This window comes from Streptomyces roseoviridis (assembly GCF_039535235.1).
Taxonomy (GTDB): Bacteria; Actinomycetota; Actinomycetes; order Streptomycetales; family Streptomycetaceae; genus Streptomyces; species Streptomyces roseoviridis.
Genome location: NZ_BAAAWU010000001.1, coordinates 7,341,242 through 7,361,966 on the forward strand (window position 1 = coordinate 7,341,242; position 20,725 = coordinate 7,361,966).

The window sequence follows — 20,725 nt, forward strand, 5'->3', positions numbered from 1 at the left end:
CCCGGCGAGCGACGCACGCCCCGGTGGCCCCGCGCTCTCACGACGGGCGCGTCGGGTGCCATTCGACCAGCAGGATGGTGGCGTCGTCCCGCAGCGCGTGGTCCCCCTGCCTCACCAGGCTCTGGATGATGCGGCGCAGGGCCTCGGGGGCCGATTCGCCGGCCGCCATGAACCGGATGACCGTGTCGGCCAGGCGCTGCTCGCCGAAGAGACCGCCGTCCGGTGAGCGGGCCTCGGTGACGCCGTCGCTGTAGATCAGTACGCGGTCGCCGGGCTCCAGCCGTGCGCGGTGCTGGACGGGCGGCCGTTCGCCGTGGAAGCCCAGCCCGAGCGGCAGCTCCGGGGTCCGGGCGAGCACCTGCGGCAGGACGTGCCCGTCACGGATGAGCAGCGGCGGCGGATGCCCGCAGTTGGTCCACGTGAAGTGCCCGCTGGTGACGTCCAGACCGGCGATGACCGCCGTCATCAGCCGGTCGGGGATCCACTGCGCCAGGGTGCGGTCGATGGCGGCCGCGACGTCCGACAGGCTGCCCCCGGAGCGGCGTGTGGCCCGGCAGGCCGCGAGTCCGATGGCGCTCGCCCCGCCGGACGCCAGGTCATGGCCCATGGCATCGAGCAGGGTCACGTGGAGGAAGTCGTCGGTGATGCTGTGGTCGAAGGCGTCCCCGCCGATGTCGTACGCCGGCTCCAGCACCGCCGAGGACGTCACCGACGGCGTGCCGATGGTCCGCGGCGGCAGGAACGCCCACACGAGTTCGGCCTGCAGACTCATCGGCCGCGATCGCGACCGCTCCACGAGCACGTCCATGTAGGGCTTCTTGGACATGATCAGCAGGGTGGCGAGGCCCGCAAGGACCTGGCACTCATCGAGCAGGCGCGGCGTCAGCGCTTCCGCGGTGACCTTCATGACGCCGACCCGCTCGATACCGTCGACCATCGGCACCCAGGCCGTGCCACCGTCGCGCGGCTGCTGGATCCGCTGCGACCGATAGGCCAGTCCGCCCAAGGAGGAATCGATGTCCAGGGCGTCATCGGCGGGCAGCCCCCGGACGTGGGGCAGGGCGAACAGCTGGCCTTGTTGCACGTCGGCCACGTAGAGATGGATGCCGGACAGCCCCAGGCGCCGACCGGCCTCGTCGACCAGAACAGTGATCTCCCGGGCGGAGACCCGGTGCGACCTGGCCAGCAGCTCCGACAGCACGCCCTCGGTCCTGGACACCACCCCTCCCTTCCCGCGTCGTCGCCACGCCGCACGCCTCGTCACCGCTGGACCGCTCTCTCTCCATAGTCGTCAGTGCCGGCGCCATCGGCGCGCCCGACACGGCCTCGGCGGCGCATCCGCCGGGGGAGGAGCAGGCGTTTCGCCGGCCCCACCGGGACGCCGTGTCACCGATTTCCCGCCGACGAGGGACGCATTGGTTCGGGGCGCCGGGGCACGCGGGTGTGCATGGACATCCACACGACCGGCATGACCACCACCCGTGGCCGGCCGCCCGCCCGGCGGGCCGGCGCCTCCCACCGGCGGACCGGCGGGCGCCACCGGGGCGCCGAGCGGCGCCGGGGCAGGTGGCACCGAAGGCTCGTGGCCTACCGGGAGATCGAACTGCTGCCCTGCCCGGCCCCGGAGGGAAAGGGCGAGGACTGCCTGCTTCTGGTGCACATCCGCAAGGTCGTCGGGCGGGTGACGTACCGGGCCTGCGACCGGTGTGCCGAGGGAGTGATCACCGGCGTGGTCCTCGACGAGCCGTTCCTCGGCAGCGGCCTCGGCACCCGGGCGCTGTCGCATCTGCGCGCACGCCATCCCGGCGTCACCTGGCGCACGACGCTCGACCGTCGCTTCACCCGCGACCTGCTGCGGCGGATGCGGGTTCCCAAGGCCGGCCCCGGCGAGAACTGCCCCCACCTGCTGCCCTCCGTCCCCGCCGCCGGTGGCTGAGCGGGGCATGCGGAACGCGGGACGAGACGGCGGACACGCGTGCCGGGGAGGCTCGGCCGGTGCCTGGTGCCGACGGCAGGTCGAGGACCGCTGGGGCCACCTGCGCCGGGCGGTGCGAGGGCCCGGCGAGGAACGGGACGGGCTGCTCCTGCAGTGCAAGGGCGCCGCGGCGGCCGCCGCCGCCTGGTGGGTGGCGGCGTGGCTGCTGCCGTCGACGGTCACGGCCTTCGCCACGTTCACCGCGTTGCTGGCCCTGCAGTCCACCGTCTACCGGTCGCTTTGGGACTCGGCGCAGTACCTGGGGGCCATGGCGCTGGGGACGGCGGCAGCCGCCGCCTTCGGCTCCACCGCCGGCGTCCACGTCTGGAGCGTGGGAGTCCTCGCCTTCGTCGCCCTGATCGGCGCCCGGTTCCAACTCCTGGGCCGCCAGGGTGCCCAGGTCCCCGTGGTCGCGTTGTTCGCGTTCGCCGGCGGCGGTGGCGACATCGACTACATCGGACATCTCGTGGCGGCCGCCGCCATCGGCGTGTGCTGCGGACTGACCGCCCACTTCGCGGTCGCTCCCTCACCCCACACGGACACGGCGCAGCGGATGACCGCGGACCTGGTGGCCCTCGCCCGGGACCTCCTGCGCGCCCTGGCGCGTACGGCGGAGCGGGACGACGCCGAAGAGAACTCCAGGGAGTACTGGGCCCGCCGCAGCGAGGAGCTGGCCGCCCGTGCGGTCCGGGTCCGCGCGGCGGTCGACCGGGAACAGGAGAACACCCGGCTCAACCCCCGCCGGCCCTGGAACAGCGCCGAGGAATCGCTGCACCGCTGCCACGAGGCCATCAGCATGACCGAACGCCTCGGCACCCACATCCGGTCCATCGCCCGCGCCCTGACCCACGCCCCCCGTGCCCCGGAGACGGCGCGGGTCCTCACCTCGTACGCCAAGCTGCTGCACGCCACCGCCGACGCCCTGGACTGCCTCGATCCGCCCCAGGGCCCCGAGGACGCCGAGAAGCTGCGCGGCCACGTCGAGGACGCCATGCACCGGTACGAGGACGTGACCGCGGCGGTGCGCGAGGACCGTCCCGACACTCCTGGCGAATGGCCGGTGTACGGCACGGCGCTCACCGAGGCCGTCCGCATCCTCGAAGAGATCGAACACAGCGGGGAGCTCACCGCCTCCGAGCCCTGCCCGTCCGAGTGACGCGTCAGCGGGAGGAGCCGCTCGCCCCCGGCGGCCAGACCGACGAGTCGGCGCCGGCACGGCTCCAGGAGCACGGGGTGCCGGTCACCCAGCGGTCGCGCCGGCGAGGCGCGAGGCCGGACGAGCCCGCCGCAGCCGCCGCAGAGAGTCCGAGGTCGAGCCCGCCGCAGCGGTCCGTCGTCCTCCCGAGCGAGGTGGCCCAGGCGGCCGGACCCCGAGCCGCAGGGGCAGAGCAGGGGCAGAATCGAACGGACCCGGATGGACCCTGACAGACCCGTGCCGCCTGCGGAATGGGGGACCGCAGGCGGCACGTCGGCCACCAGCCTCGCCGCCGTCCACGACTCGGGGGGTTGTCCGTGGACGGCGGCGCTGACGTCCGTCTGCCCCGGCGGTCGCACTCCACACCTCGTCTCTTCGGGTGAAACGGATCGCGCCACCGAGGCCGGTTGCACCTCCCACGGCCGCTCAGGCCATGTCGTCGAACTGGCCGAGGAAGGCACCGACCACCGCCGCGACGGCCCCGCCCGCGAAGAGGAGGCCGACACCGAGGACGAAGGAGACCAGGACGGCTTCGCGCAGGCGCCGGCCACGCGACCGCAGCGGAACGACGCGGCCGGGGTCGCGGGGGTCGTAGGCCGCCTCGATGCTCCAGGCGGGGACGGAGTGCCGCACGGTGCGGACCAGCCCGCCCGGGTCCGTGTACGCGTACCGGCCGGGCTGGTCCCGGAGCCGGACGGCGGTCGTACGCACTCCGTGCTTCCGCAGGTACCGCTCCTCCACCGGCGCGTAGGCGAGGAACGCCCCGAACGACAGGACCAGGATCCCGAAGAAGCCGAACGGGACGATGAAGACCAGGGCGACGGGGTCGCCCGCGAGACCCACGAGCACGCAGGAGACGACGACCACCAGGGTCGCGACGAGCGCGCCGCGCTTCATCCCGCGCAGCCAGTTGCGGTAGCTCGGCTGGTACAGGCGCTCGCCCCAGACGAGATCCGCGCCGTCGACCCCTTCCGTCTCCTCGCTCGGGCCCGGCAGTGCCGCGTTCACGGCGTCGGCGAAGGCACCGGCCGCGGCGGAGTCCACTACGTCCCACACCTGGTGGACATGCGCCTTGTCGGTGGTCGGCGCGGCGGTCAGCTCGATCGTGACGGACTGCCCCTCGGCGCGTACACGGCTGATGGCCTTCAACGGGATGTGCATCTGCTCGTGCGGACGGCGCACGATCAGCGCGTCGTCCTCCGCCAGCACGACGGTTTCCCCGCCTGCGTGCAGAACGGGTATGTGAGAAGCGATCGACATGTGCGCGATGGTAGGGGCGGAAGCCGGCACCCCGGGAGCCCGCGGGTCCTCCGCGGACGTCTCGAAGCCGGTGGAAGCGGACATCTCGAATCCCGAGGAAATGCGAGGCATGGCGGCCACGTTCGGGGGCACATGGATGTCGAGCGCATGGGGCCGCTCAGAAGGGACCCTGCGGCTTCCCCCGCCCGCAGGGCTCATGGGGTGGAGACCGGCCCGCACCAGTGGTGGGTGCGGGCCGGTCACACGTCCGCCTGACCCGCTTGGGGGAGCCCAGGCCCCGCCTCGACCGTTCCGCGCGGCCCGACGCCCGGTCGTGACCGGCGTGCAGAGACCCGGCCGGCGCCCACCCACCCGTACTGGCGATTTCTCGCCTGCTCCGCCTTCCTCGACCGGCGGCGCGACTCGGCGGCCGCCACGGACAGCACCTCGGGGGGAGATCCCCGTTCTCTACCGGTCGGGCTTCCGCAGGAACCCGAGTGACCTGGTGAGGGTTTTCAGCGGCGAGGCGTCCTGTCGGGACGCGGCCGGTGCGATCCCCGCCGGTGTGCCGGTCCCACCGTCGCCGCCGGTGGCTTCGGCGAGCGCGGCGAGTGCGGACTCCGCCGCCTCCCGGTACAGGTCGCAGGACGCGGTCATGGCCTCCAGCGCTTTGGCGTACCGGGTGACCATGGCGCGTGCGTGGATGAGTTCCTCCTCCGGGGTCAGGAGGTGCCAGCCCTGCCGCAGCCGCGCCAGCGCCGGTTCCGCGTCGGCCGGCATGGGCCGGGGCGTCGAGGCGAAGTCTGCGATCGCGCGGAGGAGTTCGGCCGGCTCCGTGCCGTCGAGGAAGACATCGCGTACGGTGAAGCGCGCCGCCTCGTAGCCGGGGGCGTGCGGTGCCCAGGGCAGCACGACGGCCCCGCCGCGCGGCAGCCCGACGCCCAGCTCGCGCTTCATCGCGAAGTCGGCGATCAGTGCCTGCTCCGGCGTCGCCCGGTGCTCCACCACCCGGTGCCGCAGACCCGGCGGCAGGAACGCCGTGATCGGCCGCCGCCCCAGCGCGTCCGGCGTCATCGCCTCGTGCACCACGACGTGGACGAACCAGCTCTGCCTGACGCAGTCCCGCAGCCGCCGACGCAACTCGCCGTCGTCCTTCGGCAGGTGGTTGACCGTCCGCAGCCGCACACCCGGCACCGTCTCGTGATCCCAGGCGACCTGGTCGCTGTCGGGCCAGAACACGGTGGCGGGCGAGGGCCAGTTCGCCTCCCACGCCCGCTCCGCCTCCGCGACGAGCACCCAGGTGACGCCCTCGCTCTCGACGCGCCGGGCCTCCAGCCCGTACGTGGTGAGCTGAGCTCGCACCGTCACACCGTCCGCCACGCCCCAGCGGGCCTCGAACACGCGGCGCGCGGAGGGACCGGCGTCGGCGGACGCGTCCCGGGGGAACATGTCGGTCGAGCGGGCCGCCTCGACCGGGTCGAGCTCCAGGAAGTCGTCGATCACCCCGGCCGCCCTGAGGGCGAGCAGGTTGCGCCGGACGTCCCGCTCGGCGTCGGACCCGAAGTGGCGCCCACGCCCGAGCCATACGGTGTCGGGAACAGGGGGCGATGAAGTGCTGCTCTTGGCCATGGAACCGTCCAGTGCGTGATCGGGGCTCGACCAGTATGGTCCGCGGCCGGAGCGGCGCGGTCCACGGGTCCCGGGCCGACCAGGCCGGACGACGGCTCCGGGGGCGACGGAGCGAACCGGTCAGGATCCGAGAAGCCCCGGCCGGCCGCTCCGCCCTAGCGTGAGGGACATCGGTTCACCCACCGCACGCCAAGGAGACAAGACATGAAGGCACACGTGAGCTCGATCCTTCTCGGGGTCCGGGACATGGAGCGGTCGAAGCGTTTCTACGCGCAGGGCCTGGGGTGGAAGATCGAGCGGGACTACGGGGTCTCGGTGTTCTTCGCCCCCGACGGCGGCTCGCCGGTCGGGTTCTACGGCCGCGAGGGCCTGGCCGAGCTGGCGGGCACCAGTGCCGACGGCAGCGGGTTCAGCGGCGTCGTCCTCACCTACGTGGTGCGCAGCCCGGCCCGCGTCGACGAGATCGTCGCGGAGGCCGAGAAGGCGGGCGCGACCGTCCTCAAGCCCGCCGGCCCTCTGCCCTGGGGCGGCTACGGCGCCACCTTCGCGGACCTCGACGGCTACGTCTGGAGCCTCGGCTACAGCGACCAGGGCGAGGACCAGCCGTACGCGGAGTAGCCGCCCGCGGCGCGGAGCCACACGCCCCCGCGCCGCCCGCCCACGGCGCCCGCGCCGCATGCCCGCGGCGCCCGCGCCGGCCGCCCACGGCGCCCGCGCCGCATGCCCGCGGCGCATGCCCGCGCCGCCTGCACGCCCCGGCGCCGGTGGCGCGTACCGGCGCGTGAACCGGCGCACGTGCCTCGCCGACAGCCCGGGGGAGCCTCGCCGACGGCCCGGAGGGAGGCCCGCCGTCCGGGCCCGGCGGGGGCCGCGACCACCTGCTCCGTCCGGCCAAGGGGCCGGCCCGCCCGGCCCGCCAGCCAATGAGTCAACGTTCCGTTGTTTCGTTGCCGGGCGCGATAGGGTGGGCGACATGTCGCAGGAGAGCCGGACGGAACCGCGAAGCCGCTTGGCCGGCCTGGCCGACCTGCCCCCGGGCGGCGAGGGCCCCGCACGCGCGCTCCAGGAGGACGCCGCCCTGCTCGGCAGGCTCCTGGCCGGCGCCGCCCGGAGCGGCGACGGGGATCGGCCGGATGTGTCGGACGACGAGGTGGCCGCGGCCCTCGCCCTGTTCGAGGACATGCGCACGGCACTGGACCGGCTGGAGACGCAGGTCGTCATCGAAGCGCGCAGGCGCGGCATGGAGTGGCGGCAGATCGCCCTCCACCAGGGCATGAGGTCCTCCCAGGCCGCGTCCCAGCGGTACCAGCGGCTGGTGACGCGCCTCGAAGAGATCCGCCAGGGCATCCGGTGACCGGTCAGGAGACACCCATGAGCCACCCCCCTTCCGACCCGCTCTCCGCCGTCGACGCCCTCCTCGCCGCCGTCGACGGCGGCCAGGTGCTGCCCTCCCCGGCCGAACGCGTACGCCTGCGCGAGGCCGCGGGCCTGACCCAGGCCGCCGTCGCCCAGGCGCTCGGCGTCCGCGTCCCCAGCATCCAGGCGTGGGAGGACGGCCGGGCCGAGCCGAAAGCCGAACGCCTCCAGGCGTACCGGCGCCTCCTCGACGGTCTGGCCGAGCGCTACCCCGCGCCGCAGCCGGCGCCCGTGCCGTCCGCCTCCGCCGTACCGGCCTCCGACCGGCCCTCCGAGGCCCCCGCACCGCCGCCCGACGCAGCACGCCCCGCGCCCTCCGCGTCACGCCCCGCGCCCTCCACACGCCCGGCGCCCTCCGCGTCACGCCCCGCGCCCTCCGCGTCGCGCCCCGCATCGGCCCTCTCCCGACCCGCCGCGCCGCGGTCGGCCCGGCCCGCGCCCCCGGCACCCGCCGCGCCCGGGGACGACCGCTTCGCCCACGGCCCGCTCGCCGTCGTCGACGCCACCGACGACGGCCAGGTGCTGGCGTACGGCGTCGGCGGCCTCGTCCTCGACGTCCCGGCGAAGTCGCTGCCCGCGCTCGTGGAATGGACGCTCGCCGAGGCACGCCTCGGCGCCGAGAAGCTGCACGGCTCGGGCCGCGACGCCGACCCCCTCCTCGTCCTGACCACCTCCGCCCTCCGGCGCTACGGGCTGCCTGCCGAACTGTCCGAAGCCGAGCGCCTGGCCGGCCGCCTGCCGGCCGGGCACAAGACGGTCAAGCAGCTCGAAAAGGCCGACTGGCTGCTCACCAAGCGCGGTTTCGGCCCGTGGGCACGGATCTACCGCCCCGCCCAGGGTGGCCGTCGCGCCTGCGTCCAGTTGTGCATCCCGTCCTGGAACGCACTCGACGCCCGCTCCTGGGGACACGCGGCCGACCTGCCGCCGGCCGAACTCGCCCGCGTCCTCGGTCTGTACGCCACCCGCGTGCTCACCCCGCGCGGATCGACCGCCGTCAGCGGCCTGGAGCTGATGACGGCGCTCACCCCGCCCACCCGCGCCTCCGCCCCCGATGAGAGCGGCAGGCGCCACAGCGTCCACAACCCCGGCTCGCTCGGCACCCAGCCGCTCGACCCGGCGCCGTGCGAGGCACCCGACGGACACCCGGTCCTCGCCCACCTGCCCCGCTTCCACGTCCGCGGCCCGGACGAGCGCCTCTTCGAGGAGGCGTACGACTGGGCCCGCGAACTCACCGACGACGAATGCATGCACCGCCACCTGGTCGGCGTCGACGTCAACATGGCCTTCGCCGCCGGGGCGAACGGCGCCGTCGTGGGCCTCGCCGCCCCACCGGTCCACGTCACCAACCCCGACTTCGACCCGAAGACGCCGGGTTCGTGGCTGGTCGACCTCTCCCACGTCGACCTGTCCCACGTCCTCGTCGCCGGACAGCGCGCCCAGCTGCGGGGCGACCTGCTGCCGAGCCCGTTCACGCCGACCGGCGAGCGCCCCACGGGCCCGGCCTGGTACGCGACGCCGACCGTGGCGTACGCGATGGAGCTCGGCTACACCGTCGCCCCCCTGGAGGCGTGGGTACGCCCCGAGGCCGGACGCTATCTGGACGGCTGGTACAAGCGCCTGCGCGACGCCTACATCGCCACGATGGCCGACCTCGGCGTCGGAGAGAAGCTCGACCCCGCCCGGTACCTGGCAGCGATGGACGGCTACCGGCAGCGGGACCCCGAGGCCGCGATCGTCCTGGACGCGATCAAGCAGACGGTGAAGGGCGGCATCGGCAAGCTGCAGGAGAGGGCGAGGGGCGGCGGCTGGCGCCCGGGGGAGCCCTGGCCGGCGCTCGCGCGCCCCACCTGGCGGCCGGACATCCGCGCCACCGTGATCTCCCGCGCCCGGATCAACATGCACCGCAAGATGGTCAACCTGGCGGCCGCCACCGGCCGTTACCCCGTCGCGGTGCTCTCCGACTGCGCGGTGTACGCCGCCGACGGCCCTTCCCCGCTCGACGTCCTGCCCTACGATGCCGCCGGCAAGACGGTGCCGGGCAGCTTCCGCATCGGCGTCTCGCCGGGGATGGTCAAGCACGAGGGCACCCAGACCACGCTGTGGGGCGAGGAACTGCGCGAGCAGACGCAGGCACCGCTCCTGAACCTCGCCCGCTACATCAGGACCGGCGCCCTGACGGCGGCGGACACAGGAGAGTAGAGCGATGGCACGGTCGATCGGAGAGGGCCTGCACCAGGCCCTCGAGCAGGCACAGACCCGCCCGGTCCCCAAATCGGCGGGCGCCCAGATGCGCTACCTCGTCCGGCAGCTCAAGGGCACGAAGGCGGTCGCGCAACTCCTCCGCGTCTCCCAGCGCACCGTCGAGCGCTACGTGAAGGACCAGATCAAGAAGCCCCGCCCGGAACTCGCCGCCCGCATGAACCGCGAGGTGCAGAAGCGATGGCAGCCGAGGGTCAAGGAGCGGGCGAAGAAGACGGCCGCCACCACCCAGGGCCTGGTCATCGACGTCCGGGCACAGCTCGGTTACGACGCCCCCGCCGGCACCACCGACGAAGCCCGCCTGCGCCACCTCACCGTCGCCCTCCCACCCCACCACGCCGCCCGTCTCTTCGACGCCCAGGACCAGGGCGCCAACGACGCCGCCCTGCGGAAGATCACGGCCGACGCACTCAAGGAGGTCTACTTCCAGCAGAGCGGCACGCGCGCCGCCGGCCTCGAAGAGGTCCGCATGCTCGACGTCGAGCACGTCGAATTCGGCCTCTGAAGCAGCGGAAGAGAGCGGACGACGACTGTGCGCCGACCCGCTCGGGCGAGACGTTCAGAAGGCCGTGTGGTGAAGAACCTCGAACCCGCCCAGCCGCGCACGCGGAAACGGCCGCCCCGACGGAAGAACGCTCCGGGCGGCGCTCGCGGGGATTCCCTCGTCGAGCAATTGTTGGTACGCGGAGAGTGCCGCGCGGTACCCCCGTACCAGTGCCACCTGAACGGACCTCGGGGCCTGCGGCACCATGTAGCAGCGGTCTGTGCCGAATTCGACGAAAGACAGCCCCTCGCGGGACAGGTGGTCCTCTTCTCTCAACGCCGCGAACCGCACGTCAAAACCCACCCCGGGCCCCGGCGTCATCCACGAGGCGCGGATCGACTGGATCTGGTTGTCATCGATCATGATGCCGTCCGCCCCGGTCACCGCATCGAGTATCGGCTTGATGACGTTGTCGAGATCCGCCACCAGATGGGTCTGGTAGCGGCGGGCTTCATCGACGAACCACACCACGGAGGCTTCGACGTCATGTGTGAACACGCCCGTTGTGGCCTTCTGGACCGCTGAAGCGAGCGCGTCCTTGAAGCGGGCCTTGCGGCCGGGATCCGCCTGAAGGGAAAGCGGGTCCACCGCACTGCGAATGTCGACCCGACCAGAACCGCGAAACTCACGCACCGAGAAATCCCCCTCGGTGACCACTGCGCTGAACATGCACGGATCCTTTCAGCGCCCGCCGATCACCACAAGCAGCGAGGACGGTGAGCAGCTCAGACCGGCCTCCCCTGTCGGTGGACAGGGAAGAGCTGCACCTAGGATTTCGCCCATGCTGTTGATAGACGGCGGGAAAGCCGCAGACGACGCTCCCGGACTGCGCACCGGGGGAGTGCCCCTCGTCCCGGACGAGTTCGTCTGGCCGACGTGCCGCGAGTGCGGCGGCCCCATGCTGTTCTTCGCCCACCTGCCCCTCGACTGGGGTGTGGTCGCGGTCTTCCTGTGCCAGAACAACCCCGGCTTGTGCGACGACTGGGACGCCACCGCCGGTGCCAACCGCGCCTTCGTCTTCCACGGTCCGCTGTCGGCGGCCACCGTCCCCGCCGAGGGGGAGACGCGGCTCGGTGCGGTGACCGCCCTGCGCCCCCGCCCTGCCGACACCCCGACCGAGGAGCCGGTCCTCGGGCGGCTGGGCGGCGAACCCGACTGGCTGCAGGGCGACGAGACTCCCGACTGCCCCTCCTGCGCCACCCCGATGACCTTCACGGCCGCGTTCAAAGAGGGAGCCGAGTTCGAGACCGCGGCCAACTTCGGCGGAGGCGGCCTCGGTTACGTCTTCCACTGCCGCCCGTGCGACCAAGCCGCTTTCCTCTGGCAGCGCTGAGCCGCCGGCAAGCCCCCGGCAGGCGCCGGAGCGGATCCGGGCCCCCTCCGCACCGTGGTGCGCGGCCCGGTCGCCTTGTCGGCGACCTCCTAAAGTGAGTGCGTCATCGTCAAGAGGGGGACTGACACCATGGCCGACCACCTGGCCTTCGCCGCCTTGCAGCCGAACGATCCGACCCGTCTGGGACCGTACCGGCTGCTGGGCCGGCTCGGCAGCGGGGGCATGGGGACGGTCTTCGCGGCCGAGAGCCAGGAAGCGCGACGGGTCGCGATCAAGGTGATCAACGCCCACCTGGCCGGCGACGAACGGTTCGCCCGCGAGTTCAAGCGCGAGGTGACGGCCGCGCGCCGGGTCCGTCCCTTCTGCACGGCACCGGTCCTCGACGCGCAGCTGGACGAGCATCCGCTGTACATCGTCACCGAGTACGTCGACGGCCCGACCCTGCAGGACCTGGTCACCCGGACCGGGCCGCTTCAGGGCGGCGCGCTCGAGCAGCTGGCGGTCGGCACGGCCGCGGCCCTCACCGCGATCCACGCCGCCCACGTCGTCCACCGGGACCTCAAGCCGGCCAACGTGCTGCTGTCCGCGGTGGGGCCCAGGGTGATCGACTTCGGGATCGCCCGGGCCCTGGACGGCCCCGAGGCGTCCGTGCAGCCGACGCACCTGTCCGGTACGCCCGGCTACATCGCCCCGGAGGTCCTGCGCGGGGGACCGGTGACACCGGCCGCCGACCTCTTCGCCTGGGGCTGTGTCATGGCATACGCGGCATCGGGCGCGCTGCCGTTCCGAGGGGAGGACGTCTTCGTGGTGCACCATCGGGTGCTGACCGATCCGCCGGAACTGTCCGGCCTCACCCCCACGCTGCGCCCGCTGGTGGAACAGGCGCTGGACAAGGATCCCGGCCGACGCGGATCCGCTTCCGCACTCCTGGCGACGCTGGTCGGCGACGACCGCGCCGACGCCGAGCGGGCCACCGCACTGGTGGAGCGGTCCTGGCCGGCCCCGACGCTGCCGGCGATCGCTCCCGAGCGCCCCGCGCCCGCCGGGGCGCCGGAGCGCGAGGGTCAGGCCCGCAGCACGGGCCGACGCCGCGCGGTGGCGGCGGCCGGCGCGGTGGCCATCGGCGCGGCGGTCCTGGTCGGAGCGCTGATGTGGCCCGAGGGCGACGGGGGCAAGGAGCCCGCTGACGACGCCAAGGTCCGCAGCGGCCCTGTCACCCTGCACAGCCCGTTGTCCTTCGAACTCGACACGGTGCCGCCGACGGGCGCCCAGCGGTGGATCGACACCCGGGACCTCACGGACGACCTGCGCGTCCAGAACCACCAGGGAGGCGCCCCGGACATCCGGGCGATGAAGCCGGACGTCCTGGCCCGCTGGGAGGCCGACCAGCCCCCCACCGAGCAACAGTGCGCCGACGCCCTCACCCGCGCCCCCTTCACCACGGCCGAGAGCGTCAAGCGAGGCGACCGTTTCTGCCTGCAGACCAGCGACGGCCGCACGGCCTACGTCCGCCTCGTCAGCCTGCCCCTGGGCCAGGGCGAGACCCGTCTGGAGGCGACGGTCTGGGAGCTGCCGGAGTAGGGCCACCGGGGGGCGGGAACTGCCGCTCCGGCTGCGGGGCCACGTGTGCCGCGTGAAACCGCTGAAGAGGAGCATGTACGGACGCGCAGCATCCCCCTGCTGCGGGCGCGTGTTCTCGCGCGAGCGCGAGCGCGAGCCCGGGCTCAGGAGCGGACCGGCCCTGCCGCCTTGCCCGCCCTGCGGATCGGTGGCCCAAGAACCTCGTCGACTTCCGTGGCCGCGACGTCGAGAAGCTCCTCACCGAACAAGCAGAGAGACTCCTCCCAAGGGTGGCCGAAACTCCCGAAGCGGAAGTCCTCCGCAAGGAAGACGAAGTAGTCCCCGTCGGGACACGGGCTCAGCGGCCAAGGCGGTTGCCCAGGTCCGTCGACCTCCTGCGGTGCGAAGCGGTACGACGTGTGCTGCCAGTCGAGGGCGAACAAAGTGCCCGACGGGCCGACGGAGGAAGCCAGCCCCTGCTTGACGACCGCGACCAGGTGGTCCAGGCGCTCGTCACTCGGATCATCGTCAAGCGCAGCGAGGCTCCAGGTCACCGACGCGACGGGCTCCTTGATGGCCGGCCACTCGATTGGGTTCGTACTCGGACGGAAGCCGAAATCCTCGTAGAAGCGGTCCCATACCCGCCGGTACTCGGCATCCGGCAGTACGACCACGGGATCTCCGATCATGCCGCGATCCTACCGATCCGCCCCGTGACCGCAGAAAGATCGTTCACGGAAGTGCGGACAGACAGAACCGTCGGATCGGCCGACTCCTGCTCGGCGGTACCCCGGACCTGCTCCATGGATCCCCCGACTTCTGGTAGCAGGCGGGCCGGCTCGGCCGCCGACCGCGGCTGAAGGCGGCTTGCGCGAGAGCCCGCGTGCACGTGAGCCCTCGTGCCGGAAGTGAGACCGACCGGAGGGATGAGGCGGGGCTCAGGTAAGGGGCCAGCCCCGCCCGGTGGTCACTTCGCGTGCGATGCGGTGCCACCGCACCTCCCCGCCGGGCAGGGGCCAGGCCCAGGTCGGCTGTTGCGTGGTGTTCAGGTCGTGCAGGAGGCGGACGAGCTGTGGGCCGGCGGTGGCGGCGCCGTCCGGGACGGTGGGGCCGCGGACGGCGCGGAGTTCGGCGAAGCGGGTCAGCTCGGACTCGTAGAAGCCCACCGCTGAGTCGATGCGCGCGGCCAGGTCGTCGCGCGGCACCGTGCGGTGCAACTGCAGCAGCGGAGGCTCAACGGATTCGGCGATGGCCGCGGCGAGCCGCGCGTGACCGTCCAGGACCAGGTGGCAGTCCAGGCCGCTGACCCACCACAACAGAACGGGTGGGAGCGTCCCTTCGCGGGCCTGCTTGCGGTACGCCTTGACCCGGCCGTCGTCGGGAGCGGGCATCGGTCGCAGCGGAAGGACCTCCCACGAACCGGAATGCACGTACCAGTCGATGTATCCGTCCGGATGGCCGTCGACGAGCATCGAGCTCCAGTACTCGGCATGCGAAGCGTCCGGCCGGCGCCAGCGCAGGAGCGGACTCTCGTGCGAGAGCAGCCACCGGCCCTCGTGCAACGGGCTGTCCGGCGAGTCGATGAGGTGCTGAGCGAAGCGGTGAGCCCACCGTTGCGGGCTGCCCGCCAGCGCGCGCGCCGCATCGGCACGCAGCGGCGGGACGCAGGAGCGGTACTCCTCGGTGCGCCAGAAGTCCACGCCTTGGAGGTGCTCGTCGACAACGGCGAGCAGCACGGGCCGCGACGACCGGGACACCAGCAGTCGCGGCCCGGCACTGAACACGCACAGCCCCGGCCGAGGGAGGTCCTGCACGTCCAGGGACAGGCCGATCCACGTTCCGTCGTCCCGCCTGACATCACTGCGCTGCATGTCGAGAGCGTAGACGGCTGCTACCGGGACGCCGTGGCCGGCCATCGTCATCGGTCCGGCGACGACGCTCGACTACCCGACCCGCGCGGGCTCCCGGTCACGTGCGGGGTCCGGGTTGCTGCCGGGCTCCGCGCCGTGGCTTTCCGGGGCGCCGAACCACGCCACCGCCACCGCGCCCGCGACCGCCAGTACGAAGCCGAGGACGGCCAGCCACGCGAAGCCCGGGCGGGAGGCGTCCCCCAGCCACCACACGCCGATCATGCCCGGCAGCACGGTCTCGCCGACCACGAGGGCCGCCGTCGCACCGTTCACCGAGCCGATCTGCAGCGCGACCGTGTGCAGGTACATACCGCCGACGCCGGCCACCAGGATCGCGTACAGCGCCGGGTCCGTCAGGAGCGCGCCCAGGTCGAAGGGGTCGATCCCGTTCAGGATCCGCACTCCGACCCCGAGCGCACCGAAGCCGAGGCCGGACAGGAGGCCCGCCAGGATCGCCGCCCGGGCGCCGAGCACGCGTACGAGGACCGTGCCCCCGACCATCAGCAGCAGCGACACCGCGAGCAGCCACCAGTGCGTGGCGATCGGGGTGTTCCCGCTGCCTTCCGGGCCTGCCGCGCTCGCCAGGAGCACCAGGGCCGAACAGACCACACCGATGGAGGTCCACTCCGCGCGGGTCAGCCGGATGCCCAGCAGTCGCACGCTGAGGACGGCCGTGATGACCAGGTTGGCGCTGATGACGGTCTGGGAGAGGAACAGCGGGAGCATGCGGGCGGCGAGCGCCCCGAGGCCGAAGCCGACGAAGTCCAGGATCGTCCCCACGATGAACTCCCACGTCATCGCGGCCTTCGCGGTCGACGACAGGCTCGGCCCGCCGTGCTGGGTGGTCTGCCCCGCCGCGGCCGCCTCCCGCCGGGCGGACTTGCGGGATCCGACGGCCTGGAGGACGGATCCCGTGCCGTAACAGATCGAGGCGGCGACGGCGGTCAGCAGTCCTATGAGCACAAGCAGGTCCCTTCACACGGTCGGGGCCGGTCGGCCCCGTTCGTTCTCCGCTTGCCAGACGTAGGATCGGGCGCCCGCGTTGCCTCCGAGCTCCCGCCTTCGTGTTCCGCCGCGCCGCGGGCGGGCGGCGGCCCGCGCGGCAGGGGGTGTGCGGCGCTCCCGGCTGACCCGGTCGGAGGCCGCCGTACGGGGGAGGCGGTGCAGTGATCGAGTGGCGCCGGGGCGGCGGGGTTTCCGCGAGGCCGGGGGCGGCCACACGTTACTGACGCCACCCGCAGCCGTCCTCTCGGAGGAAGCCTTGACGAAGAACCCCATGCGGCGCGGCGGCGCCGTCGCAGCGGTCGCCACCGTGCTGTCCCTCGCCCTCGCGCCGGCCTCGTTCGCCACCGGAGGTCCGGTTCCCGAGCGGTCCGTGAGCACGACGTCCCAGGACGCGCAGCCGCTGCCGACGTCCCCGGCGGCGTACGAGCTGGGAGAGGAGCTCGCCGGGCTGTCGGGCAAGCAGCTCGAAGTGAGCTTCCTGGCCGCGGTCATCCCGCACCACCGGGGCGCCGTCGAGATGGCGAAGCTGGAACGGGAACGCGGCACCGACTCCGGCGTCCGCCACCGCGCCGAGAACATCATCAGCGGCCAGCAGCACCAGCTCGACCGGTACACCCACTGGCTGCGCGACTGGTACGGCCTCACACCGCAGCAGGCCAGGGACCAGGCACCGGCCGAAGTCCGCGAAGAGATGGCCGAGCTGGACAAGGAGAGGCGCCACCGCCTCGACGAGCTGCGCGGGACGCCCGCCGGCAAGCACTTCGACACGGCGTTCGTGAAGCGCATGATCCCCCACCACTCCGCGGGCATCGCCCTCTCGCTCGAAGCCCAGTCCCGCGCCGTCCACCATCGGCTCCGCGAGGCCGCCTCGACCGGCATCACGGTCCAGCAGACCGAGATCGAGGACTTCCGCGACTGGCTCGGCCGCCACCGGTAGGAACGCGCCGTCCCGGCGCCGTCCCGGGGTCGTCCACGCCCTCCCTCCCCGCTCCCCGGGCCCGCCCGGGGAGCGGGGAGGGAGGGCCGGAGCATGTGCTGCTCTCGTACGCCAGAAGGTGACCTGTCCGCGGGCCCCGCGGGCAGCACGGCGGGCGGGCATCGCGGCCGAGGAAGCACCCCCGTGACGGGACGGCGAAAACACGTACGTTTCCCCGCGCGGGATCGAGACAGGAGGAGAACGGGGCTGTCACCGGTTCCTCAGAGCCGACAGGGAGGTGAGCACGTGATCGGAAGGATGTCCGACACAGTGCTGGACGGGGCGTACGAGGCGCTGCGGTTGTACCGACACGGCGCGTTCTCCGTGGTCTGCCCGACATGTCACGTGCCCGCGGGGGAGTTGTGCCTCACGCGGCGCAGCGTTCACGCGGGACGGCGCCGCGCACACCGGGAAAGCACACAGGGCCACACGCTCCTACCGCTGCTCGCGGGTCGCCCGCGATGACCCCCTCCGTCGCCGAGGACCGGCAGGGACGCTGAGGCCCGGGCGGCCCCTCACCGACGCCGCCCGCCGCCCCCCGCCGCAAGCCGCCGCCAGCACCTGCGTGCCCTGTCAGTGACGGGCGGTAGCCTGCGGGCATGTCGGTCAACATCAACCTCCACTTCACCGTCTCGCAGCTCGCGGACGCGGCACAGGCCGAGTCGGTCTCCGCATCGATCGGCGAGCTGCTGCGCGACGAGGGCATCGAGGACCAGATCAGTTACGGCACGGCCTGTGACGACGGTGTCCACTACGTGTCGGGCGAGACGCAGTTCCCGCTCAGCATCACCCGCTTCGGCCACTGGCAGCCGGAGTTCGAGAGCGCGTTCGCGTTCGCCGTCTCCGAGATCGCCCCGGCGGCGAAGGGCGTCATCGAGTGGGGCTACCCCGACGAGGAACGCTGAGCGAATCTGCGGAGGGGGAACCGAGACCGCGAGCCGGAAGCCGCCCCCCGAGTACGAGGGCGGCTTCCGGGGCCATGCCGTGCCCGACATCCTTGACGGCTGTGTCGAGAGGCGTGGTCAGTGCTTCGCGGGCGCTGCCTCGTTCCACCCCTGGAACTCGCCGTTCACGTGCAGCACACCGCTGAGACCGAGCTGATCGCCGCGGTAAGGCTCGCTCGGGGCATAACAGCCGCGCGTCATGCCTGCCTCCAGGGTGAACGTCCCGCATGTCGCCTGGGTACCCCAGTCGCCGTAGATGTAGCCGCTGATCACCGCTGTGCATTTCGGTCGGCCGCAGGGCGGCGTTGCCCCCCCGGCCGTCTCGCAGGCCCCGCGCCGGCGGCGGCCGGCGTGCGGGACGCGGCGGCCGCCGGTAGCGTCGCGCACGCTCGGTCAGGTGCGGACGATGGCGACGGAGTCGATGCCGTTCCAGGCGAGGTTGGCGTTGTTCAGGAGCAGGGTGTCGACGTCGATCGAGTGCTCGGATCCGTCGGCGGGGTCGGTGACCTTGTACGTCGTGGCGTTGACGTTGCCATCGGCGCCCACCGCGCCGCCGTATCCGTGGATGGTCACGTAGTGGCGCAGCAGCGGCGTGGGGTTCGTGTTCCACGGCAGCTTGCCCGGGACGACGAGAACCATGACGGGCTTGCCCCGGTTCAGCGACGACCGGATGTGGCCCTTGAGGGCTTCGTAGAGCGGCCCGGTGGCGACGCTGCCGTCCTCGAAGGTGTACTGCCAGTCCGACGACGAAATGTACTGGTTGAGGACTCCGGGCATCCTGCCCGGCCAGGTCACGCCGCCGAGGCTGGTGTCCGTCCCCAGCTTGTCCGCGAGTTCCGCCTGCGACGGTGCCGAGTAGCCGAGCGTGGCCAACGTCGTCTGGACGACGCCGGGGCCGCACCAGTTCCACTCCTGCTGCACCTTGGGCTCCACCCGCATGTCCAGGGCCCGGACCGTGCGCTGCCACTGACCGGCGATGCCGAAAGTGGCCTCCGCGACGGCGTAGGGGCGGCGCAGGTCGGTGAACGCGGTGTAACACGCCCGGCTGCCGTTGGTGGTCATGGTCGGGCAGGAGTCGGTGATGTCCGGGCCGCCTCCGCCGAAGGCCAGGCGGATGTTCACCTGGAAGTTCGTGTAGGCGCCCGGGTTGACGAAGGCAACCGTACGCACCTGGGTGCGGCTGTAGTTGAACTCGAGGCAGACCTGGTACGCCGTGCCGTTGTAGGTCCTGGTCTCGCTGCAGGTCCGGTTCGCCGCCGGCGGGTATTCCTTCCACACCGCGGCGTGCGCCGGAACGGGCGCTGCCAGCACGCCGAGAAGAGCCGCGAACGCCACGAGCAGCGCCGCCAGGGGACGTCTCAGACGGGTGCGTGGGCCCGACGCCTCACTGATCATGAACGCGAATCCAGACATGACACCTTCTCACTTCTTGTCGCACGTGCCGTGCTACGGGAACCGGCGCTTGATGGGGAGGCTGAACGGCCCGACGGCCGTGACCTTCACCGACACCGCTGAAGCGGCCGTGGAGGTCTTCGCGCACCTGCGTCCACCGATGCCCGTACGAGCGCAGCTCGGCCTCGGAAGAGCCGGATCTGGGCGAGCGGTGGACGAGGGCAGAGCCGCGCCACGGCCGCACTCGGCGCCGGGCCGTCGCATCCGCGCCGGCCCGGGAGCCAGCCTCCTCTAGGCTGGCGAACCGAACAACACCGGTTCCCGCATGACAGTCATAAGCGGGAATGATCAATCAGGGGATGCAGTGGAACTGCGGGACATCGAGATCTTCCTGACCCTCGCGGAGGAACTGCACTTCGGCCGGACGGCCGAGCGGCTGCACATCTCGCAGGCGCGCGTCAGCCAGTCGGTCAGGCAGCAGGAACGCCGCCTGGGCGGCGCTCTGTTCGACCGCAGCACCCGCACCGTCACGCTGACCCTGCTGGGCCGGCGCCTGCGAGACGACCTGGAGCCCGGCTACGGACAGATACGCGCGGCGATCGACCGGGCGGCCCGGGCCGCCCTCGGCGGCTGCGGAACCGTACGCGTGGGAGCGATGGGCGCCCTGCCGTCCGAACTCCGGTGGCTGGTGGACGCGTACAAGGCGCAGTTCCCGCAGTGCGCGGTGGAGTTCACGGAGTTCCACTTCAGCGACCCCTTCGTCAAACTGCGTACCGGAGAGGTGGACGCGCAGTTGATGTGGCTGCCCGTGCCGCAGGACCAGGGGTGGTGCGGGCCGGTGGTGCTGACCGAGGGCCGGGTTCTGGCCGTGTGCACCGCCTCACCCCTCGCGGCGCGCAGCTCGGTCTCCATGGAGGACCTGGCCGGCCGGACGGTCCTCGACCCGGGACAGAACGTCCCCGAGAGCTGGTTCGCCGCCATGTGTCCCGACCGCACCCCCAGCGGGCAGCCCATCCCCCGCGGACCTCAGGCACGGACCTTCCACGAGATCCTCGCCCTGGTCGCGGCAGGGCGCATCGTCTGTCCCCTCAACGGCCACGTCCCCCGCTACTACAGCTACCCCGGCGTGACCCTGCTGCCCATCCACGACGCCCCCCTCACCGAATGGGCACTCGTCCTGCCCACCGCCGAACCCGCGCCCCATGTGCGGGCTCTCGTCGACCTGGCCCGCACACTCGGCGCCCGCCACGTCGCTGCGACCCCGAGCGAGGCGCCGCTGGGGTGAACCCGCGGCACCGCCGTCCGAGCCGCCTCGCCGAGGTGCGCGCAACCGCCGTCCGAGCCGCCT

Annotated in this window: 21 protein-coding genes; 12 read left to right on the plus strand and 9 right to left on the minus strand. The window is 72.7% G+C overall.

The genetic code is table 11. The features are described 5' to 3' along the window. Window positions 1–37: 37 nt before the first annotated feature. Window positions 38–1,219, minus strand: coding sequence for a PP2C family protein-serine/threonine phosphatase (locus ABD954_RS33110; protein ID WP_345491732.1), 1,182 nt, complete (start codon window positions 1,217–1,219; stop codon window positions 38–40). A gap of 228 nt (window positions 1,220–1,447) precedes the next feature. On the opposite strand from ABD954_RS33110, the gene ABD954_RS33115 reads away from it, so the two are divergent. Both ABD954_RS33115 and ABD954_RS33120 read left to right on the plus strand, forming a co-directional pair. Continuing rightward, window positions 1,448–1,936 carry a hypothetical protein gene (locus tag ABD954_RS33115; RefSeq protein WP_345491734.1) on the plus strand — a complete coding sequence of 163 codons (489 nt, stop codon included), beginning with the start codon at window positions 1,448–1,450 and terminating at the stop codon, window positions 1,934–1,936. 7 nt (window positions 1,937–1,943) lie between these two features. Further along, window positions 1,944–3,131, plus strand: coding sequence for an aromatic acid exporter family protein (locus ABD954_RS33120; RefSeq protein ID WP_345491736.1), 1,188 nt, complete (start codon window positions 1,944–1,946; stop codon window positions 3,129–3,131). A 465-nt stretch (window positions 3,132–3,596) separates the two neighbouring features. Here ABD954_RS33120 and ABD954_RS33125 read toward each other — a convergent pair whose 3' ends face one another. Next, window positions 3,597–4,430: a hypothetical protein gene (locus ABD954_RS33125; protein ID WP_345491738.1), complete on the minus strand. Its 834-nt coding sequence runs from the start codon at window positions 4,428–4,430 to the stop codon at window positions 3,597–3,599. 447 nt (window positions 4,431–4,877) lie between these two features. Further along, window positions 4,878–6,038: a hypothetical protein gene (locus ABD954_RS33130; RefSeq protein ID WP_345491740.1), complete on the minus strand. Its 1,161-nt coding sequence runs from the start codon at window positions 6,036–6,038 to the stop codon at window positions 4,878–4,880. 204 nt (window positions 6,039–6,242) lie between these two features. Between ABD954_RS33130 and ABD954_RS33135 the strand changes: the two genes are divergently transcribed. From ABD954_RS33135 to tpg, 4 genes are all read left to right on the plus strand, one after another. Beyond that, a complete protein-coding gene (locus tag ABD954_RS33135) occupies window positions 6,243–6,656 on the plus strand; it encodes a VOC family protein (protein ID WP_345491742.1) in 414 nt (137 codons plus the stop codon). Window positions 6,657–7,011: 355 nt separating this feature from the next. Continuing rightward, window positions 7,012–7,392 (plus strand): hypothetical protein, encoded by a 381-nt coding sequence (locus ABD954_RS33140; protein ID WP_345491744.1) that lies wholly within the window; start codon window positions 7,012–7,014, stop codon window positions 7,390–7,392. 17 nt (window positions 7,393–7,409) lie between these two features. Continuing rightward, window positions 7,410–9,653, plus strand: coding sequence for a telomere-associated protein Tap (tap, locus tag ABD954_RS33145; protein WP_345491746.1), 2,244 nt, complete (start codon window positions 7,410–7,412; stop codon window positions 9,651–9,653). A gap of 4 nt (window positions 9,654–9,657) precedes the next feature. Further along, the gene (tpg, locus tag ABD954_RS33150; RefSeq protein ID WP_345491748.1) at window positions 9,658–10,218 is read left to right on the plus strand and encodes a telomere-protecting terminal protein Tpg; all 561 of its coding nucleotides are present in this window, start codon (window positions 9,658–9,660) and stop codon (window positions 10,216–10,218) included. 54 nt (window positions 10,219–10,272) lie between these two features. Here the strand turns inward: tpg and ABD954_RS33155 are convergent, their stop codons facing one another. Beyond that, a complete protein-coding gene (locus ABD954_RS33155) occupies window positions 10,273–10,926 on the minus strand; it encodes a RusA family crossover junction endodeoxyribonuclease (RefSeq protein ID WP_345491750.1) in 654 nt (217 codons plus the stop codon). Between the two features lie 112 nt (window positions 10,927–11,038). On the opposite strand from ABD954_RS33155, the gene ABD954_RS33160 reads away from it, so the two are divergent. Both ABD954_RS33160 and ABD954_RS33165 read left to right on the plus strand, forming a co-directional pair. Beyond that, window positions 11,039–11,590 (plus strand): hypothetical protein, encoded by a 552-nt coding sequence (locus ABD954_RS33160; RefSeq protein ID WP_345491752.1) that lies wholly within the window; start codon window positions 11,039–11,041, stop codon window positions 11,588–11,590. A gap of 129 nt (window positions 11,591–11,719) precedes the next feature. Beyond that, window positions 11,720–13,171 carry a serine/threonine-protein kinase gene (locus tag ABD954_RS33165; RefSeq protein ID WP_345491754.1) on the plus strand — a complete coding sequence of 484 codons (1,452 nt, stop codon included), beginning with the start codon at window positions 11,720–11,722 and terminating at the stop codon, window positions 13,169–13,171. Window positions 13,172–13,314: 143 nt separating this feature from the next. Here the strand turns inward: ABD954_RS33165 and ABD954_RS33170 are convergent, their stop codons facing one another. The 3 genes from ABD954_RS33170 to ABD954_RS33180 form a co-directional block, all read right to left on the minus strand. Further along, on the minus strand, window positions 13,315–13,839 hold the full coding sequence (locus tag ABD954_RS33170; protein ID WP_345491756.1) for a DUF2716 domain-containing protein: 525 nt from the start codon (window positions 13,837–13,839) through the stop codon (window positions 13,315–13,317). Window positions 13,840–14,088: 249 nt separating this feature from the next. Next, a complete protein-coding gene (locus ABD954_RS33175; protein ID WP_345491758.1) occupies window positions 14,089–15,021 on the minus strand; it encodes a hypothetical protein in 933 nt (310 codons plus the stop codon). A gap of 72 nt (window positions 15,022–15,093) precedes the next feature. Further along, entirely contained in the window at window positions 15,094–16,023 is a 930-nt protein-coding gene (locus tag ABD954_RS33180) for a DMT family protein (protein WP_345491760.1), read from the minus strand. 298 nt (window positions 16,024–16,321) lie between these two features. On the opposite strand from ABD954_RS33180, the gene ABD954_RS33185 reads away from it, so the two are divergent. From ABD954_RS33185 to ABD954_RS33190, 3 genes are all read left to right on the plus strand, one after another. Next, window positions 16,322–17,002 carry a DUF305 domain-containing protein gene (locus tag ABD954_RS33185; RefSeq protein ID WP_345491762.1) on the plus strand — a complete coding sequence of 227 codons (681 nt, stop codon included), beginning with the start codon at window positions 16,322–16,324 and terminating at the stop codon, window positions 17,000–17,002. 297 nt (window positions 17,003–17,299) lie between these two features. Next, on the plus strand, window positions 17,300–17,506 hold the full coding sequence (locus ABD954_RS33710) for a zinc finger domain-containing protein (protein ID WP_425584097.1): 207 nt from the start codon (window positions 17,300–17,302) through the stop codon (window positions 17,504–17,506). Between the two features lie 134 nt (window positions 17,507–17,640). Continuing rightward, the gene (locus ABD954_RS33190; protein WP_345491764.1) at window positions 17,641–17,946 is read left to right on the plus strand and encodes a hypothetical protein; all 306 of its coding nucleotides are present in this window, start codon (window positions 17,641–17,643) and stop codon (window positions 17,944–17,946) included. A 117-nt stretch (window positions 17,947–18,063) separates the two neighbouring features. On the opposite strand, the gene ABD954_RS33195 is transcribed toward ABD954_RS33190, so the two are convergent. Together ABD954_RS33195 and ABD954_RS33200 are read right to left on the minus strand one after the other, a co-directional pair. Continuing rightward, entirely contained in the window at window positions 18,064–18,258 is a 195-nt protein-coding gene (locus ABD954_RS33195; protein ID WP_345491766.1) for a hypothetical protein, read from the minus strand. A 120-nt stretch (window positions 18,259–18,378) separates the two neighbouring features. Further along, the gene (locus ABD954_RS33200) at window positions 18,379–19,398 is read right to left on the minus strand and encodes a C39 family peptidase (RefSeq protein ID WP_345491768.1); all 1,020 of its coding nucleotides are present in this window, start codon (window positions 19,396–19,398) and stop codon (window positions 18,379–18,381) included. Window positions 19,399–19,741: 343 nt separating this feature from the next. Between ABD954_RS33200 and ABD954_RS33205 the strand changes: the two genes are divergently transcribed. Then, complete coding sequence (locus ABD954_RS33205) at window positions 19,742–20,662, plus strand: LysR family transcriptional regulator (protein WP_345491770.1); 921 nt, start codon at window positions 19,742–19,744, stop codon at window positions 20,660–20,662. Window positions 20,663–20,725: the final 63 nt, after the last annotated feature.

What these genes read in the sequence shown, in the direction of transcription:
- ABD954_RS33115 (WP_345491734.1), top strand. Translation starts at nt 1,448, where the DNA reads ATGGACATCCACACGACCGGCATGACCACCACCCGTGGCCGGCCGCCC.
- ABD954_RS33120 (WP_345491736.1), top strand. Translation starts at nt 1,944, where the DNA reads ATGCGGAACGCGGGACGAGACGGCGGACACGCGTGCCGGGGAGGCTCG.
- ABD954_RS33125 (WP_345491738.1), bottom strand. Translation starts at nt 4,430, where the DNA reads ATGTCGATCGCTTCTCACATACCCGTTCTGCACGCAGGCGGGGAAACC.
- ABD954_RS33130 (WP_345491740.1), bottom strand. Translation starts at nt 6,038, where the DNA reads ATGGCCAAGAGCAGCACTTCATCGCCCCCTGTTCCCGACACCGTATGG.
- ABD954_RS33135 (WP_345491742.1), top strand. Translation starts at nt 6,243, where the DNA reads ATGAAGGCACACGTGAGCTCGATCCTTCTCGGGGTCCGGGACATGGAG.
- ABD954_RS33140 (WP_345491744.1), top strand. Translation starts at nt 7,012, where the DNA reads ATGTCGCAGGAGAGCCGGACGGAACCGCGAAGCCGCTTGGCCGGCCTG.
- tap (WP_345491746.1), top strand. Translation starts at nt 7,410, where the DNA reads ATGAGCCACCCCCCTTCCGACCCGCTCTCCGCCGTCGACGCCCTCCTC.
- tpg (WP_345491748.1), top strand. Translation starts at nt 9,658, where the DNA reads ATGGCACGGTCGATCGGAGAGGGCCTGCACCAGGCCCTCGAGCAGGCA.
- ABD954_RS33155 (WP_345491750.1), bottom strand. Translation starts at nt 10,926, where the DNA reads ATGTTCAGCGCAGTGGTCACCGAGGGGGATTTCTCGGTGCGTGAGTTT.
- ABD954_RS33160 (WP_345491752.1), top strand. Translation starts at nt 11,039, where the DNA reads ATGCTGTTGATAGACGGCGGGAAAGCCGCAGACGACGCTCCCGGACTG.
- ABD954_RS33165 (WP_345491754.1), top strand. Translation starts at nt 11,720, where the DNA reads ATGGCCGACCACCTGGCCTTCGCCGCCTTGCAGCCGAACGATCCGACC.
- ABD954_RS33170 (WP_345491756.1), bottom strand. Translation starts at nt 13,839, where the DNA reads ATGATCGGAGATCCCGTGGTCGTACTGCCGGATGCCGAGTACCGGCGG.
- ABD954_RS33175 (WP_345491758.1), bottom strand. Translation starts at nt 15,021, where the DNA reads ATGCAGCGCAGTGATGTCAGGCGGGACGACGGAACGTGGATCGGCCTG.
- ABD954_RS33710 (WP_425584097.1), top strand. Translation starts at nt 17,300, where the DNA reads ATGTCCGACACAGTGCTGGACGGGGCGTACGAGGCGCTGCGGTTGTAC.
- ABD954_RS33190 (WP_345491764.1), top strand. Translation starts at nt 17,641, where the DNA reads ATGTCGGTCAACATCAACCTCCACTTCACCGTCTCGCAGCTCGCGGAC.
- ABD954_RS33200 (WP_345491768.1), bottom strand. Translation starts at nt 19,398, where the DNA reads ATGTCTGGATTCGCGTTCATGATCAGTGAGGCGTCGGGCCCACGCACC.